Here is a 14,909-nt window from a genome sequence, read left to right on the forward strand (position 1 = left end):
CGATGAACGGGGGCCAATTTATTCATCGCTCCTCCGACCATTTACCGCCGGAAAGCCCATTCATCATCGGCTTTCAGCCCTGCCGCCACACCGCGCGAGCAGGAGCAGCACACAGGCGGGCGATGATGTTACCGTCCTGCACAACGGTTGCATAAGCATGCAACGTCCAGACGCCTCTCCCGCTTGCCTGTGGTTCCATCATAAATAATCCGAAGGTCATTATCCCCAATAGCCGGAATAATCTTATGAATAGCAAAAGTGTGGCGTTGAATTAAATCCTGAAGATCGGGTGGTTATTTGAATCACCCCCCGATCTTATCAATTTTGCTAATTACTGCCGCGCTTTCAAACCGTTGCTCTTATTCTTTCCTCTGTACCGCAGGGCGAAGAGACAACGCTTGCTGAGCATCCTGCAACGCGATGCGCTCGCCAATCTTCAGCGGGAGGAATTGATGCTGCTCCAACCCCGCCTCGCTCAGGGCCAGGTTCAACTGCTGCGGCGGTTCGTCCAGCGATTCATCCGCCAGTTCGAATACCCCCCAATGGATGGGAATGGCGCGCGGCTGATTCAGCTCGCGATACAGCGCCACCGACTGCTGCGGATCCATATGCTGCTCCTGCATAAACCAGCGCGGCGCATAGGCGCCAATCGGCAGCGCAGCCACGTCGAACGGCCCCAGCCGTTGACCGATCTCCGCCAGCCGTTCCGAATAACCGCTGTCGCCGGAAAAATAAAACCGCAGCGCCGGATGGTGGATCACCCACCCGCACCACAGCGAACGATTGCGATCCCACAGCGTGCGCATGCTCCAGTGCCGCGCCGGCGTGGCGTAGACCGTCAGCTCGCCCAACGGCAGACTCTGCCACCAGTCCAGCTCATGCGCCTTCAGCCGATAACGGCGGAACCAGCGCTTCAAGCCAAGCGGCACGATGAACTCGGCCTGAGGGAAACGCCGCGCCAATTGCCGCACCGTGCGCCTGTCAAGGTGGTCATAATGGTTATGGGAGATCAGCACCGCATCCACCGCCGGCAGCTGCTCCACCGTCAGCGGCGGCGGCGTTCTGCGCTTCGGGCCGTAAAAGCTCAGTGGCGATGCGCGTTCGGACAACACCGGATCGATCAGGATATAGCGCCCGCTCAACCGCAGCAGCATCGAGGCATGCCCCAACCACCAAACGCAGTCGTCGCTGCCGCTGAGATCGGCAGGTTGCCACCAGCGTTCGGTAAATTGTGCGTAGCCCTGCTGCGGCGGTCTGGGCAGCCCCTGCCGCTTGCGTTCATCTTGCCAACGCTGAAGATCGCCCTCCTGACGCCGCGAAGGTTCCAGGTTGCGAAATCCCTCCGGCGTATGATGCGCCTTGGCCGCGTCGTAATAACGGTTGATTATTTTCATCCAGCCTTTTCTCCCGACCACTGCGCCCTGCACGGGCATGACTTTCAGTGTAACAAACCCGATGAAGCTCGCACTTTGTCAGCCGTGCGCTGCATCTCGGGACCTTTTGCCGTATGCTGTTGTCTCACTCCGGTGAGACAGCCAGGGCCGCCAAGAGCCCGTTAAGACTCTCTTAAGATCTTTGTGATTGACTTGTAGGGCATACAGAAAAGGAGAAGTTATGAGTCGTTCTACATCCCGCAAATCAGGCTCAAGCCTGGGGCGCCGTATTCGCAGCGCGCTGCTGGCGCAGAAGCAATACTGGAAAATGTATTTCGCCATGAAGTTGCGCCGGCTGCGCGTGCCTGCACCGTTGGTGCTGCTGGGCGGTTCGCTGCTTGGATTCTTCATGTTGACTCTGCTGATGCTCAGCGTAGTCGCCATCGACGTGATCAGCACTCTGCTGCTGCTGTGTCGGAAACTGCTGGGGCGGGGTCACGGTGAGGGCCGCGCCTTTATGCCGCGCGGCTAACGAGAAAAGGAGCGGAGGCGCGCCATACGCCTCCGCAGCACACGGATTAACGCTTGCCGCCTTTGCGGCGCGTCAGCATAAACCCGCACCACAGCACCGCAACCCACACCGGCATCAGCAACACCGAAATGCGGATCCCTTCGCTGAAATACATGATCACCAGAATCAGGCCGAGGAACGCCAGACACAGGTAGTTGCCGAACGGATACCACAGCGCCTTAAAGCTGGGAATGACGCCCTGGCGGTTCTTGGCGGCGCGGAATTTCAGGTGCGCCAGGCAGATCATCACCCAGTTGATCACCAACGTTGAGACCACCAGCGCCATCAGCAGCTCAAACGCCTTGCCGGGCATCAGGTAGTTGATCAGCACGCCGATCGAAGTAATCAACGCCGACAGCGCGATGGACAACACCGGCACGCCGCGTTTATTCACGCGCGTCAGCGCCTTCGGCGCATTGCCCTGGCTGGCCAGCCCGAACAGCATGCGGCTGTTGGCATAAACGCCGCTGTTGTAGACCGACAGCGCGGCGGTCAATACCACTACGTTGAGCACCGTTGCCACCAGATTGCTGTTCAGCGCATGGAAGATCAGCACGAACGGGCTGCCGCCCTCCACCACTTGCCCCCACGGATAGAGCGACAGCAGCACGGTCAGCGAGCCGATATAGAAGATCAGGATGCGGTACACCACCTGATTGGTGGCTTTGGGAATGCTGCGACGCGGATCGGCGGCTTCCGCCGCGGTGATGCCGACCATTTCCAGGCCGCCAAACGAGAACATGATCACCGCCATCGCCATCACCAGCCCCGAGAAGCCGTGCGGCATAAAGCCGCCCTGCTGCCACAGGTTGGTGATGCTGGCCTGCGGCCCGCCGTTACCGCTGGCCAACAGCCAGGCGCCGAAGACGATCATGCCGACAATCGCCACCACCTTGATGATGGCGAACCAGAACTCGGTTTCGCCGTACAGGCGCACGTTCACCAGGTTAATCAGATTGATCAGCACGAAAAACAGCGCGGCGGAGGCCCAGGTGGGGATCTCCGGCCACCAGTACTGAATGTAGATGCCGACGGCGGTCAATTCCGCCATGCCGACCAGAATGAACATTGCCCAGTAGTTCCAGCCGGAAAGGAAGCCGGCGAAATCGCCCCAGTATTTATAGGCAAAGTGACTGAAAGAGCCGGCGACCGGCTCCTCCACCACCATTTCGCCCAGCTGGCGCATGATCAAAAATGCGATAAAACCGCCGATGGCGTAGCCCAGCAGCACGGCGGGGCCGGCCATTTTAATGGTTTGCGCAATGCCGAGAAATAAACCGGTGCCGATGGCGCCCCCGAGGGCAATAAGCTGTATGTGTCTGTTTTTTAAACCGCGTTTTAGCGGAGTATCCTGATGCTGACCGCCCATCTTATCCTCATATGGCGTATACCCTTGCCGCTATCGGCCAAGATTTCACCAATCAATAAATGTATCTGCGGGCGGCTTTTTAACACTTAACCCCGTGAGCATCAAGGAGAAGCGCCCCGAGACGGCAGGCCGGAGCGCGATTTTTTTACCGCGAGAAAGCGGATAACGGCAGCGTTCAGCCAGGCATACCGCACAGTTTGGTCAGATTGCGCGCGCCGATCATCAGCGTGGCGACATAAGATTGGCTACGCGTGACCACTTCCACCGCCACGCGATCGTTTTGATATTTTATCAGGTAGGTCGAGGGCCAGCCCTGACGGCGCTGGCCGAAGCTTTCGGCATGGCGATCGATCGCCGCATGGGCAATCACCAGATGAGACAAGTTTTTATCACCTTTGATAATGCGCTTCATAAACAGCCTCCGCCAACGACAGCTCTGTTATTAGAAAAAGGAGAAACTCTTACCAATCACCGGTATTGTTCGACTCAGTTAACCTGTCGGCTCATCAGGAAGCAGATCATCGCCGCGCGCAGCGGGCTGGCGCTGTCCGCCTGCCATTCACCGCCCTGAGTGCTCATGCGCGCCTGCCACTGCGGGCTGTCGCTTTGGTTGTCGGGGTTCAGACTGATTTTGTTGGCGCAAATGATCGGCCAGGCATCGGAGGGATTCTTGCAGTAATCTTTACCTTTCACACCACCGTAGGGATACCACTTGTCCGGGTTCTCTCCGGTCAGCAGCGCAATGCTGCGGTTCACTTCGGCATCGCTTTCTTCGTACCATTTAATCATCGGCTTCATCCATCTTTCGTAAGGTTCGCGCTACATTACGATGTCTGTACGACAGTTTTATGACAGCGCCGCCGGTTTTCACATTATCTCTACTAATGCTTTGTCCCCTTTATCTTTCCTTAGCGCCTGCGTAAACTTTTCGCCCTGTTCAGCGCCCAGAGAACGCATGTATGTTGACAGGCCTTAACCATCTGACGCTCGCCGTCAGCAATCTCGATCGCAGCTTCGATTTTTATCGTCATCTGTTGGGATTTATCCCGCACGCCCGCTGGCAAGGCGGCGCCTATCTTTCGTTAGGGCCGTTGTGGCTATGCCTGTCGCTGGATGAAACGCGCATGCAACAACGCGAGCGCGATTACACCCATTACGCCTTCAGCGTTGCGCCGGAACACATTGAGCAGGTCAGCGAGCGGTTGCGCCAGGCCGGCGTCGAAGAGTGGAAAAGCAATCGCAGCGAAGGCGAATCACTCTATTTTCTCGATCCCGATGGGCATCAATTGGAGATCCATGCCGGCGATTTGGCCAGCCGCCTGGCGGCATGCCGGGAAAAGCCGTATCAGGGCATGGTGTTTTACTGAGGCGCCCCGGCGACGCAGCCGTCGGCCGGGGCATCATGCTCAACGTTCGGGGATGAAACCTTTGAAATCCAGCGCGGGGTTGAGATCGTCGTCAGCAGCAGCGGCGCCGTCTGCGCCGGGGCGGTGCGCCATACGCTTCAACAGCGCCGTTTGCTGGCGTTGTTGCTCGGCAATCTCCTGCAGCAGGCGAATCTGCTCGTTGGCGCGCACGCTGGCGCGGTTCACCAGGAACCAGACCCACAGCCCGGCCAGCAACGCCACGGCGGCGAGGGCCAGCGACAACAGGCCGTTCTGGCCAAAACCTAAATCGTACATGGACAACCCTATCTACTGCGAAATTCAGGCCGCCATCTTAACACTCGCGGCGGCCGTGCGAACATCCCTGCCAAAAATTGCTTACCAGGGCACGAAGCGGGTCACCGAACAGATGCCCAACGCAAAATTTCCACCATCGTCGCAATAGCTGTCCAGCGCCAGCAGGTAGAAAAACAGGCAGGCAGCGACGGCCGTCATTATCACGAGGATTTTTTTTCGCAACAAATTTAGCAGCCTCATTGTTATCTTGGTAATCTATCGCGCATGTTATCACAGCGAAGTTAAACGAAGTTTAACTTTCCGTTTAGATTTCTGGCTATCGCCCGGTTTTCAGACTGTTACCCTTGCCCTCGCATAGGCGCCGTGGCTAGATGAACCCTCAGGGATAACGAGGAAATACGATGAGCAAATTGATTAAGTGGGTATTGGTGTTGGCGGTCATTTACGGCGGCTTTTTGATCTCGGGCTACGGCGTGCTGATCGGCAGCAACAAAAACGTTGGCGGGTTGGGATTGCAGTGCAAATACCTGACGGCGCGCAACGTGGCGATCGCCCAGTACGTGAATGGCGACAACGGTTTCATCGGCGTAGCCGACTGCCCGCTGTTCAAGAAAATCGAAACGGTGGTGGATTAACCGCCACCGCCCGACGCCGCCGCTCTGCGGCGGCCCCGCCTCAGTTGCGGGTAAACTTCATCTCGATCAGCGCAATCGCCTTGTCAATCGCTCGGCGGGTCACCGGATCGGCGCCGGCAGGATGCGTGGAGAAATCGATGCTTTTGAGCTGACCCGCCATCTTGTCGCGCACTTCGGTCGGCGCAATCACGTCGATAACGTCCAGAATCTGTTTGATGACCAGTTGGCAAGCGACCAGATCGGAAGCCAGTTCCTGCTCGTTGCTCAGCATGTCAGACATAATAAATTTCCTTCTTGATTCAAACGCCGCACAGAATAGCATGGCGTCCGCGCCATTGCCCGCTCTCCCCGTCTTTTTCCCCATTCTGCGCACCGGCGGGCAAAAGCCTGCGGCGGATTGGCCTATACTTGCTGCATGGCGGTGGTAAAAACCACCCGCAAGCCACAACCAACAGGAGAAAGTTATGGCGAATCACAATGTGAAATCCTGGGCGACAGTGCGTGAAACTTCGGTGGAAATCGCCGAAGCCATTTTTGAGCTGGCAGGGAACGATGAAGTGTTGGCGCAGAAAATCTGGGAAGAAGGCAGTGATGAGGCGCTGGAGAAGGCCTTTGCCAAAACCACCGCCGACCAGCTTTATTGGGGAGAGGAAACCGTCGAGCGGAAAAACGTTTGAGCGGTTACGCAACAAAAAGCCCGGGTTTCTGACCCAGGCTTTCCCGATTAGCGCTCGCCCCGCTCAGCGGCGTGCCTGTCTTCTTGCTCTCACGGTTCTTCACCTCCCACACCTTCCGCATTTTTCATGCTCATCACCGGCGTCGCCATAAAAGCGCCGACGCCCACGATTACAACCAGAGTAATAATCACTGTCATTAACATGCGATCACCCCATCAACGTTGAGTTGTTACGGCTGACTCTGTTTTGGCGGTTCTTGCTGCGGCTTTCTTTGCGTCCCCCACCGCGGCGGCGACAGTCCCAGATTAGCCGTTTTTCCTTTCGGCTGACAAGCAGCGGTCAAACGGTTTTTCCGAATAATTGCCCCCCGTCACCGGCGGCATTTTTGTCCACGGCGGCAAGTTGTGTATACTTCACCGCTATGTAGGTCTCACACTGACGCACTGATGATACAAGAACACCACCTCTCGTTGGTCTGCGCCCTCAGCAAATGGGTCGAAACTCACCTCGGACGAGTGATCCATCTCGAAGAGCTGGCCGAGTACTCCGGCTACTCGCTGTGGCACATGCAGAAGCTGTTCAAAGAAGCGACAGGGATTTCGCTCGGTAAATACATTCGCGAACGCCGTCTGGCCGGCGCGGTCTATCAACTGCGCAGCAGTGAAGCGTCGATCTTCGACATCGCCCTGGACTTTGGCTTCGGTTCTCAGTCCCACTTCACCTACATGTTCAGAAAGCGTTTTAATATCACACCCTATGATTTCCGCCAGGATTTGAGCGTTGATCTGCACATCGATCCGCCGCTGCACGTCATTCACCAAAAATCCGCCTGAAGCCCGCCGCAAATCGGCGGGTTAACGCGCCCCCCAGACCGCCAGCATCGCGATCGCGGCCGGCAGCGCCTGCACCCACAGAATTTTGCGGCTGGCGCTCAACCCGCCGAACACCCCGGCCGCCAGCACACACCCGAGAAAGAACAGCTGCAGTGCCATATCCTCACGCCAGTAGCTCCATGCCAACCCCAAGGCCAGAAAGCCGTTGTACAGCCCCTGATTGGCGGCCAACACCCGCGTGGCTGCGGCGAACTCCGCCGTTGTGCCGAATGCGCGCCTGCCGAGTGGCGTACGCCACAGGAACATTTCCAACACCAGGATATAAAGATGGAGCGCTGCGATGAGCAGCAGCAAAATATCGGCAAAGAACTTCATGGTGGTTCCAGTCGTTTATTGAAGATGTCATCAATTATAAACTCCTTCGCTCACCACCCTATCGGCGGAGATAAAAAAACCCGCCGAAGCGGGTTTATGCAGGAGTCATTTTTTGAGGTTAGTTTAATACGGCGACCAACAATGCCGCGACAGAGACCCAAAACAGCGCCGTGGCAACCACGACATGGGACAATCTTGCACGATAAAGTACCTGGCTCATAATGACCTCACTGACATCTGACTAACGGGAGACAACCTGACTTCCTGAGGATTATCCTAAACTTCTTCTCCCTGTCGTTATATGCGCCAGATCACTTTTCCGCCGAGAACCCTTATATTGTCGTAAAGCTGGAGCCGCGATCACATTAATTACGCCTTATTAGAGCGAAATAAGCCGAATAATCGCGGCGATTATATCCTAACGCTATCAAACATCGTTCCAAGGCAGGCGTGGTGCGGTCATGCGCTCACCAGAATAACCGCTAACCGTCGGGAAACGCGGCGCGCCTTGTTCCCAATCATGCTGAGCCCGAGTAATTTCAGCCTTGGTATGGCCAACGAAATTCCACCAGATAAGGATCTCTTCGTTTAATGGCGCCCCACCGATAAGTAATCCCCGGCTCCCCTTCTGTGCATTTAACCCAATAGAGTTATTCTTCATGCCCAAATAGGCGAATTCATCAGGTGAAAAGATTTCACCATTAAGTTCAAATGCACCAATAAGGGGCAAAAAGCCGATTTCATAATCATCGCGCAACGGCAATTCGATTCTTGCCGCTTCTTCCCATTCCAGATCAATGGCGATTAATGGCGAAAGAGTAAACACCGGTGAACGATAAGCGCCAAATTCCCCGACCAACAAACGATGATTCACGCCGTTACTCTGCCATTGCGGCAAGTCAGGATAATGATCGAAGCGTGGCGCCATGTCGGCATGTTCGGCCGGCAGCGCGATCCATAATTGCGCAGCATGCAACCGCCGCTGCTCGCCCACCGACTGTTCCGTATGCGCAATGCCGTGCCCCGCGGTCATCAGGTTAACCTGCCCCGGGCGAATCACCTGCTCACTGCCGAGGCTGTCTCGGTGCAGCACCTCCCCCTCTATCATCCAAGTGAACGTTTGCAGCCCGGTGTGCGGATGCGGCCCCACATCCATGCCGGGCGAAGTGCCGTTGAACACCGTCGGCCCGGCGTGATCGAGAAAACACCAGGCGCCGACGGTGCGCCGCTCCCGGGTTGGCAACGCACGGTTGATCGGAATGCCCCCCACTTCGGCGTTACGCACGGCAATACGTTGTATCTGGCGCACGCCGTCAACGACGGGGCACTCGCGTGAAGGTGAAGAGAGCGTAGGACGTGGCTGACTCATCGCAAAGACCTCCTGAATGGCGCCGATTCGCCAAGGGTAACCGCCCAAGCTTAACACAGGACAGCTCCCCCGCAGAGCGACGACGTGCAGGCACGTCCGCGCGGTTCAGGGTGCTTTGATATAGCAGCTCTTGATGTCTATATCGTCATGCGCGTGCCTGAGATCGGAGAAATAGGTCACGCCAAAGAGAATTGATACCACCAGCAGCACGGACACCAACAGGCCGATGATCGCCAGCAGTTTGGTTTCATCATGGAGATTAGGCTCCATTTTATCTCCCCTAGTTAATCGCGTCAGGTCACCCACAGCGTGACCGCCAGCGTAAAGATAATCAGTGAGCAGGACGCCACCGCCAACACGACGATCGCAAATTGCGCATCACCCAAGGTTTCTCGATAATTTTTATCCGTTGAGGCGTTACGCTGTTGTTTCACTAAATCGGTTTTCACTCGTTCAACTGCTGCATTGCTGTTTGACGGGGCAAAACATCCCCTCAGAATAAGGCGCCAACGTCGCTGACTTGGTCGCTCCGGCCTCAACCGGGGGATGACGCTATCAATTTTCCCCATCAGGGTCAACACCGCGCCCGCCGGCGAGCGAGCAAGTACACAGGGGAGATGTAACTGGAATGGAGATCGCAGGAAAATAAGAGACGCCTATTGCAGAGGACAAAAAAAAGCCCGGTACATAACCGGGCCTGGGTAGAGCGATGCGTTATTGCGGGATACGCAACACCTGCCCCGGATAAATCTTGTCCGGGCTCGACAGCATCGGCTTGTTGGCTTCGAAAATCTTGTTGTACAGATTGGCGTTGCCGTACATCTCTTTAGAGATCGCGCTCAGCGTATCGCCCTTCTTCACGGTATAGAAGCGGCTCTCGGCGTCGGATTGCGCTACCGCCACCTTGTCTTCCACGCCGCTGATCCCCGCCACGTTGCCGATAGCCACCAGGATCTTCTCTTTTAACTCCTGGCTGACGGCGTCGCCGGTCACTACGGCTTTACCATCGACCACCTGCACATCAACTTTGTCGGTGCCCGGCAGGCCGCTCTTATCGAGATGTTCCTTGAGTTTGGCGCTTTGATCTTCGGCGGAGGCATTGCCGGTGACTGTATCCCACAGTTTTTCGCCCGCTTCTTTGACGAAGTTAAACAAGCCCATATTCACTCCTTTTGATGGTTGCAGTAATGCGTTTAAGTAAGGCTTGTTAAGCTTAGCATCGACAAAAGGATATGCCATCCGCTTACGGCGTCAGAAACGGGTAGAGTATTCCGAAAGTGTCGTCAGCGGCGTTTCCATGGCGATTAATCGCGCAATGATGCTGAAAAATCGCGCTTTTCTACCTACACTGTTGCAGACAAGGCAACTCGACGAAGGAGGCGTGCAACGATGTACGCATTGGTGATGTTTGTCTGTTATCTGGATGGCGGCTGCAGTGAAATGGTGGTCGATATATTGCGCGACGAGCCGCAATGCCTGGTCGCGATGAAGGAACAGAACTTGCGACACGCCGGCTGTTATCCCATGGAAGAGTTTATCGACGGCTTCTGGTTGCCAGCCAGCGAATATTCCGATTTTTAACCTCCTCCCCGCGCGATGCTGAGGAATTTCTGATTTCATCGGAAACTTCGTCTTCCTCCGAGGCATAAGGCCGCTGTTTTGCTAAATTGCGGCTCCCGAAGAAGAGAGAGACAGAGAAAGGTCATGCCAGCATCGGCTCATTCCAACGAGCAACATGAAACTCTGCTGCGCGACGTCAGCCTGGCGTTAGGCGACGCAGTGTTGCAGTTAATCAAAAACCATAAAAAGGTATCCGGCGGCAATATTCTTTCACAGCTGGTGACCGAAATAGAGCGGGAGCAGGATCAGCAACGTTTCGCCGCGCTGCGTTCCGCCATTGAGCTGGTCGGGTTGGCGCCTAAAGGCTGAGCTCCCGATAAAACAAAGGCAGGGCTTGCGCCCTGCCTGATTACCAATCCCGACACAGGATGAAGGTAATGAAATTGCAGAATTAGAAACGATACGTCAGGCTGACGGCAACGATATCATCGTTGGCCAGTTTCAGTTTGTTATCGTCGCTCAGCTGGTTGATTTGATAATCGACGTAGGTGTACATATTTTTGTTGAAGTAGTAAGTCGCCCCCACTTCCACGTATTTCACCAGGTCGGCATCACCGATCCCTTCGATATCCTTGCCTTTGGACTGCACGTAAGCCACGGAAGGACGCAGGCCGTTCTCGAATTGATACTGAGCCACCACTTCGAAGTTTTGCGTTTTATTGGCGAAGCCGGAAGTGCCGTTGACGCTGATCGGCGTCATGTTACGGGTTTCGGCATACATCGCGGCCAGGTAAACCTGGTTGGCGTCGTATTTCACTGCGGTGGTCCAGGCGGTGGCGCTGTCACCCTTGCCATACTGCAGCTCTTTTTGCTTGCTGGTGCGGTTGGAATCAGAGAACGCCGCCGCTACGCCGATGCCGGTGCCGCCGATGTCCTGATAGTCCAGAGACAGGCCGTAACCGTCGCCGTTTTGCTTGGTCACGCTGCGGCCGTCACCGTCGTTTTTACCCTGATACTGCACCGCCAGGTTCAGGCCTTCCACCAAACCGAAGAAATCACGGTTGCGGTAGGTGGCCAAACCGTTGGAACGGGCGGTCATAAAGTTATCCGTATAGCTATAGGAGTCGCCGCCGAATTCCGGCAGCATGTCGGTGTATGCCTCGGCGTCATACACCACGCCGTAGTTACGGCCGTAGTCGAAAGAACCGTAGTTGCCGAATTTCAGCCCCGCGAAGCCCAGACGCGTTTTGGTGCCAGCGGTGCCCTGCGCTTCGTCGTGATTGGCCTGGACGTTGTATTCCCACTGGCCGTAGCCGGTCAACTGGTCATTGATTTGCGTTTCGCCTTTGAAGCCCAGGCGAACATAGGTCATATCACCGTCGTTGGACTTACTGTCGCTGAAATAATGCTTGGCGTTAACGCGGCCGTACAGGTCGAGTTTATTGCCATCCTTATTGTAGATTTCAGCCGCGTTGGCAAAGGAGGTGATCGCCCCGAGGGCGACAGCTAAGGCTAATACACTGCGTTTCATCATTTATTTTCCTAGATATTATAATTAGAACCCTGCCCGTCACGCCCAATTTATAATTTGGGCTGTGATTTTATCTTTTGGTATTTTATGAGATCCCCTAATGCTGGGGTGATGTGACATTAGCATCATGAATCAAAACTTAAAATCAAAAAGTTCATGAAACAACGAGGAGAAAGCATGTTTATGTGTAACCAAATATTACAAAAAAGAAATCACTCAACTCATTGAATATAAGAATTTTTTATCACATAAGTTATAACCAAAACGGTGCAATGCACCATTATGGTGCAATTCAGTTTCGTTTTGCGTGCTTTCTGCGCGATTCAAAAGTAACAACAAAATTAGCATGGTTATTAAAAACGTTACTTATTTCACATTTTTATCTTAACAAACTCACCAGGCAATTAAGGCTTTCAGATAACGATCTGACACTGCCTTCTATTCATTCGCATAAAGACACGGATTCGTGACGAATAAAACTCGCCTTACGGGAATAAAAATAGCGGGAAATAGCAGATTAAAATAATGAAAGGAATAACGGCGGCGCGCTGACGGCGCCACCGTGGATAAATCAATACAGCGTAGAGCGGGAAACTTCGCTCAACAACATGCCGGCACGCAGGCCCAACGCCACGCTGGGGTTAGGGAACAGTATCCACGCCCCCTCCTGGCCGACGCGATAGTCCTCCTGCGGCTGCTCGCACAGCAACATACCCGGTTCCAGCTCAGTGAAGTTGGCCGTGTCATCGTCCAGATGCAGTTTGAAATCTTCGCTGTGCTTGATCAACGAGTGCATCACACGGAAAACCCGAATCTCGGCGCCCGCACGCGCCGGCAGCGCCCCTTCGCTGACCGCCGCCCGCAGAGCGCGATCGATGGCGGCGAACTGCTGCAGATCGTTGCTGCCGAACGGCCGCGCCTTGCCCAGCTCGAGCGTACAGCTCGCCGCATTGAGATGTTCGCTGGAGTAATGGCTAAACGTCCCGCCCGGCGCACTGTGTACCACCAACGCATCCAGATCGGCGGCATCCAGCAGCTTCAACATCGGCTCACTGTACGGGCGTTTCTGAAAGGGCAGAATACCGAAACGCGGCAAACGCGATTCGCGGATGGCGGTGTGCAAATCGTAATGGAAACGCGCCGCCTGCTCCCCATCGAAAAAGGCGGCGAGCGCACGCTCCAACTGTTGCGCGCGCACGGTTTCGCCGCTGGCGGCGAAGTTGCGGTAGCGGCCGCCGAACATGCGGTTCATATCGCTGTGCAGATAACGCTTGCCGGCCCGCATCGCCGCCGGGTTGCCCAACACCACCAACAGTCGCGCCGTCAGCGGCAACCGGCCGGCAAGGAGATCGCCGACCAGCTGATTGAGCAGCTCAATCGGCGCGGTTTCATTGCCGTGCACGCCCGCCGACATCACCATCGCCTGGCGGTAAGGCTGTCGTGGCGTAAGCTCCAGCACCCCTTCCCCCTGCCAGCGCCACCGCAGCTGCGGTGTTTCACCTTGCCATTCGACGGGTTCGTTCCCTTCCAGCGTCAGGGGCAGTAGATCGATCATGCAGCCTCCCTTAGCGTTGGAACGGATAAATGGCGCCGAGACCGAGGATCGACGTCAACGCATCCAGCGCCTCGCGCCCTTCGCGCAGCAGCAGCGGATCGGCCAGGTCATCCTGCGTCAGGCGGTCGCGGTAATGACGATCGACCCACTCGTTTAACGTTGCGAACAGCCGATCGTTCATCATCACGCGCGGATTGACCGCTCTCAGCTCTTGTTCGTTGAGCGCCACCCGCAACCGCAGGCAGGCAGGGCCGCCGCCGTTGCGCATGCTTTCACGCAGGTCGAACACGCGGATTTCATCGATCGGGCCGCCGCTGCCGACCATGTCGTTGAGGTAACGCCACACGCCGGCGTGCTGACGCGATTCCTCCGGCACGACGATCATCATCTTGCCGTTCGGTTTGGTAAGAATTTGGCTGTTGAACAGATAGGTCGCCACCGCGTCCGCTACCGAGACGCGCTCTGTCGGCACTTCGATCGCCACCAGCTCGCTGTCCAGCGTCGCCATCTTGCGGCGCACTTCATCCAACGCCTGTTGCTGGCGGTAGAACGCCTGCTGATGATGGAACAGCACGTTCTGGTTGCTGACCGCAATCACGTCGTTATGGAACACGCCCTGATCGATCACCGCCGGGTTTTGCTGCACGAAGACCGTATGCTGTTCATCCAACTGGTGCAGGCGAGCGATCGCCTCGCCGGCTTCGCGCGTCTGGCGCGCCGGATAACGCGCCGGCGCCGTTTCGCCGCCGAATTCCTGACGACCATAGACGAACACCTGCACGCTGCGCTTGGCGTAATCACCGCCCAAACGGTTATGGTTGGCCGCCCCTTCGTCGCCGAACAACGCCACCTGCGGCAGCGCCTCGTGGTGGGCGAAATGCCGATCGTCGCTGAACATCGCCCGCAATACGGCGGTGGTGGTTTCCGCTTCGATGGCGCGGTGGAATTTGTTGTTCAGGTTGGCGGCGGTGAAGTGCACCTTGCCGTCGGCGCTGTCCGCCGAAGGCGACACGGTGGCCGCATTGGCGGTCCACATGCACGACGCCGAGCTGAGCGCCGACAGCAAGCGCGGCGACTGACGCATCGCCTGCGCCAGCACCGCCTCATCGCTGCCGCTGAAACCCAGGCGCCGCAGCATCGGCAAATGCGGCCGCTCCTGCGGCGGCAAGACCCCTTGCTGGAAACCGAGATCGGCCAGCGCCTTCATTTTCAGCAAACCTTGTTTCGCCGCCAGCTTCGGGTTCGATACGCTGTTTTGATGCAGCGTTGACGCCTCGTTGCCGAACGACAGCCCGGCATAGTGGTGCGTCGGCCCCACCAAACCGTCGAAATTGACTTCATATCCTGACATGTTTATCCCCTGGGGATAGCGTGCGGCA

Annotated in this window: 22 protein-coding genes; 7 read left to right on the forward strand and 15 right to left on the reverse strand. The window is 56.2% G+C overall.

Annotated features, from left to right (window positions below):
• Positions 1-359: 359 nt before the first annotated feature.
• A complete protein-coding gene (locus ACP39K_RS02970; protein ID WP_497008284.1) occupies positions 360-1,394 on the reverse strand; it encodes an MBL fold metallo-hydrolase in 1,035 nt (344 codons plus the stop codon).
• Positions 1,395-1,614: 220 nt separating this feature from the next.
• Here ACP39K_RS02970 and ACP39K_RS02975 point away from each other — a divergent pair, with 220 nt between their 5' ends.
• Positions 1,615-1,905 (forward strand): hypothetical protein, encoded by a 291-nt coding sequence (locus tag ACP39K_RS02975; RefSeq protein WP_033640076.1) that lies wholly within the window; start codon positions 1,615-1,617, stop codon positions 1,903-1,905.
• Between the two features lie 46 nt (positions 1,906-1,951).
• Here the strand turns inward: ACP39K_RS02975 and ACP39K_RS02980 are convergent, their stop codons facing one another.
• The 3 genes from ACP39K_RS02980 to ACP39K_RS02990 all read right to left on the reverse strand — a co-directional run bounded on the left by ACP39K_RS02980 (position 1,952) and on the right by ACP39K_RS02990 (position 4,102).
• The gene (locus tag ACP39K_RS02980; protein ID WP_016927398.1) at positions 1,952-3,313 is read right to left on the reverse strand and encodes an amino acid permease; all 1,362 of its coding nucleotides are present in this window, start codon (positions 3,311-3,313) and stop codon (positions 1,952-1,954) included.
• A gap of 175 nt (positions 3,314-3,488) precedes the next feature.
• Entirely contained in the window at positions 3,489-3,725 is a 237-nt protein-coding gene (locus ACP39K_RS02985; RefSeq protein ID WP_004927680.1) for a DUF4060 family protein, read from the reverse strand.
• A 74-nt stretch (positions 3,726-3,799) separates the two neighbouring features.
• Entirely contained in the window at positions 3,800-4,102 is a 303-nt protein-coding gene (locus tag ACP39K_RS02990; RefSeq protein WP_016927397.1) for a phage protein NinX family protein, read from the reverse strand.
• A gap of 170 nt (positions 4,103-4,272) precedes the next feature.
• On the opposite strand from ACP39K_RS02990, the gene fos reads away from it, so the two are divergent.
• The gene (gene fos, locus ACP39K_RS02995) at positions 4,273-4,680 is read left to right on the forward strand and encodes a fosfomycin resistance glutathione transferase (protein WP_015378164.1); all 408 of its coding nucleotides are present in this window, start codon (positions 4,273-4,275) and stop codon (positions 4,678-4,680) included.
• A 39-nt stretch (positions 4,681-4,719) separates the two neighbouring features.
• Here fos and ACP39K_RS03000 read toward each other — a convergent pair whose 3' ends face one another.
• Both ACP39K_RS03000 and mgrB read right to left on the reverse strand, forming a co-directional pair.
• Positions 4,720-4,995: a YebO family protein gene (locus ACP39K_RS03000; RefSeq protein WP_497008285.1), complete on the reverse strand. Its 276-nt coding sequence runs from the start codon at positions 4,993-4,995 to the stop codon at positions 4,720-4,722.
• Positions 4,996-5,076: 81 nt separating this feature from the next.
• Complete coding sequence (mgrB, locus tag ACP39K_RS03005) at positions 5,077-5,220, reverse strand: PhoP/PhoQ regulatory lipoprotein MgrB (protein ID WP_016927395.1); 144 nt, start codon at positions 5,218-5,220, stop codon at positions 5,077-5,079.
• A 176-nt stretch (positions 5,221-5,396) separates the two neighbouring features.
• On the opposite strand from mgrB, the gene ACP39K_RS03010 reads away from it, so the two are divergent.
• Entirely contained in the window at positions 5,397-5,630 is a 234-nt protein-coding gene (locus tag ACP39K_RS03010) for a YobH family protein (RefSeq protein ID WP_004927690.1), read from the forward strand.
• Positions 5,631-5,670: 40 nt separating this feature from the next.
• On the opposite strand, the gene ACP39K_RS03015 is transcribed toward ACP39K_RS03010, so the two are convergent.
• The gene (locus tag ACP39K_RS03015; RefSeq protein ID WP_004927692.1) at positions 5,671-5,910 is read right to left on the reverse strand and encodes a DUF2766 family protein; all 240 of its coding nucleotides are present in this window, start codon (positions 5,908-5,910) and stop codon (positions 5,671-5,673) included.
• 184 nt (positions 5,911-6,094) lie between these two features.
• Here ACP39K_RS03015 and ACP39K_RS03020 point away from each other — a divergent pair, with 184 nt between their 5' ends.
• Together ACP39K_RS03020 and ACP39K_RS03025 are read left to right on the forward strand one after the other, a co-directional pair.
• Entirely contained in the window at positions 6,095-6,307 is a 213-nt protein-coding gene (locus tag ACP39K_RS03020) for a YccJ family protein (RefSeq protein WP_004927694.1), read from the forward strand.
• Positions 6,308-6,753: 446 nt separating this feature from the next.
• The gene (locus tag ACP39K_RS03025; protein WP_004927697.1) at positions 6,754-7,140 is read left to right on the forward strand and encodes a helix-turn-helix domain-containing protein; all 387 of its coding nucleotides are present in this window, start codon (positions 6,754-6,756) and stop codon (positions 7,138-7,140) included.
• Positions 7,141-7,161: 21 nt separating this feature from the next.
• Here ACP39K_RS03025 and ACP39K_RS03030 read toward each other — a convergent pair whose 3' ends face one another.
• The 5 genes from ACP39K_RS03030 to lysM form a co-directional block, all read right to left on the reverse strand.
• Positions 7,162-7,515 carry a DUF1304 domain-containing protein gene (locus ACP39K_RS03030; protein ID WP_033640074.1) on the reverse strand — a complete coding sequence of 118 codons (354 nt, stop codon included), beginning with the start codon at positions 7,513-7,515 and terminating at the stop codon, positions 7,162-7,164.
• Between the two features lie 427 nt (positions 7,516-7,942).
• Positions 7,943-8,884, reverse strand: a complete 942-nt coding sequence (locus ACP39K_RS03035) for a pirin family protein (protein WP_497008286.1) — start codon at positions 8,882-8,884, stop codon at positions 7,943-7,945.
• 105 nt (positions 8,885-8,989) lie between these two features.
• Positions 8,990-9,154 (reverse strand): hypothetical protein, encoded by a 165-nt coding sequence (locus ACP39K_RS03040; protein WP_004934557.1) that lies wholly within the window; start codon positions 9,152-9,154, stop codon positions 8,990-8,992.
• Between the two features lie 23 nt (positions 9,155-9,177).
• Complete coding sequence (locus ACP39K_RS03045) at positions 9,178-9,333, reverse strand: hypothetical protein (RefSeq protein WP_016927390.1); 156 nt, start codon at positions 9,331-9,333, stop codon at positions 9,178-9,180.
• 265 nt (positions 9,334-9,598) lie between these two features.
• On the reverse strand, positions 9,599-10,045 hold the full coding sequence (gene lysM, locus ACP39K_RS03050; RefSeq protein WP_016927389.1) for a peptidoglycan-binding protein LysM: 447 nt from the start codon (positions 10,043-10,045) through the stop codon (positions 9,599-9,601).
• Between the two features lie 228 nt (positions 10,046-10,273).
• Here lysM and ACP39K_RS03055 point away from each other — a divergent pair, with 228 nt between their 5' ends.
• Both ACP39K_RS03055 and ACP39K_RS03060 read left to right on the forward strand, forming a co-directional pair.
• Complete coding sequence (locus ACP39K_RS03055; RefSeq protein WP_004934567.1) at positions 10,274-10,465, forward strand: YdfD/YebW family protein; 192 nt, start codon at positions 10,274-10,276, stop codon at positions 10,463-10,465.
• Between the two features lie 123 nt (positions 10,466-10,588).
• Entirely contained in the window at positions 10,589-10,813 is a 225-nt protein-coding gene (locus ACP39K_RS03060) for a biofilm development regulator YmgB/AriR family protein (protein ID WP_497008287.1), read from the forward strand.
• Positions 10,814-10,895: 82 nt separating this feature from the next.
• On the opposite strand, the gene ompC is transcribed toward ACP39K_RS03060, so the two are convergent.
• The 3 genes from ompC to astB all read right to left on the reverse strand — a co-directional run bounded on the left by ompC (position 10,896) and on the right by astB (position 14,881).
• Entirely contained in the window at positions 10,896-11,978 is a 1,083-nt protein-coding gene (gene ompC / locus ACP39K_RS03065; protein ID WP_016927387.1) for a porin OmpC, read from the reverse strand.
• A 568-nt stretch (positions 11,979-12,546) separates the two neighbouring features.
• Complete coding sequence (gene astE, locus ACP39K_RS03070) at positions 12,547-13,530, reverse strand: succinylglutamate desuccinylase (RefSeq protein WP_048796589.1); 984 nt, start codon at positions 13,528-13,530, stop codon at positions 12,547-12,549.
• 10 nt (positions 13,531-13,540) lie between these two features.
• Positions 13,541-14,881, reverse strand: a complete 1,341-nt coding sequence (gene astB, locus ACP39K_RS03075) for an N-succinylarginine dihydrolase (protein ID WP_049299161.1) — start codon at positions 14,879-14,881, stop codon at positions 13,541-13,543.
• Positions 14,882-14,909: the final 28 nt, after the last annotated feature.

The sequence above is a fragment of the Serratia sp. EC4 genome (genome assembly GCF_059652115.1).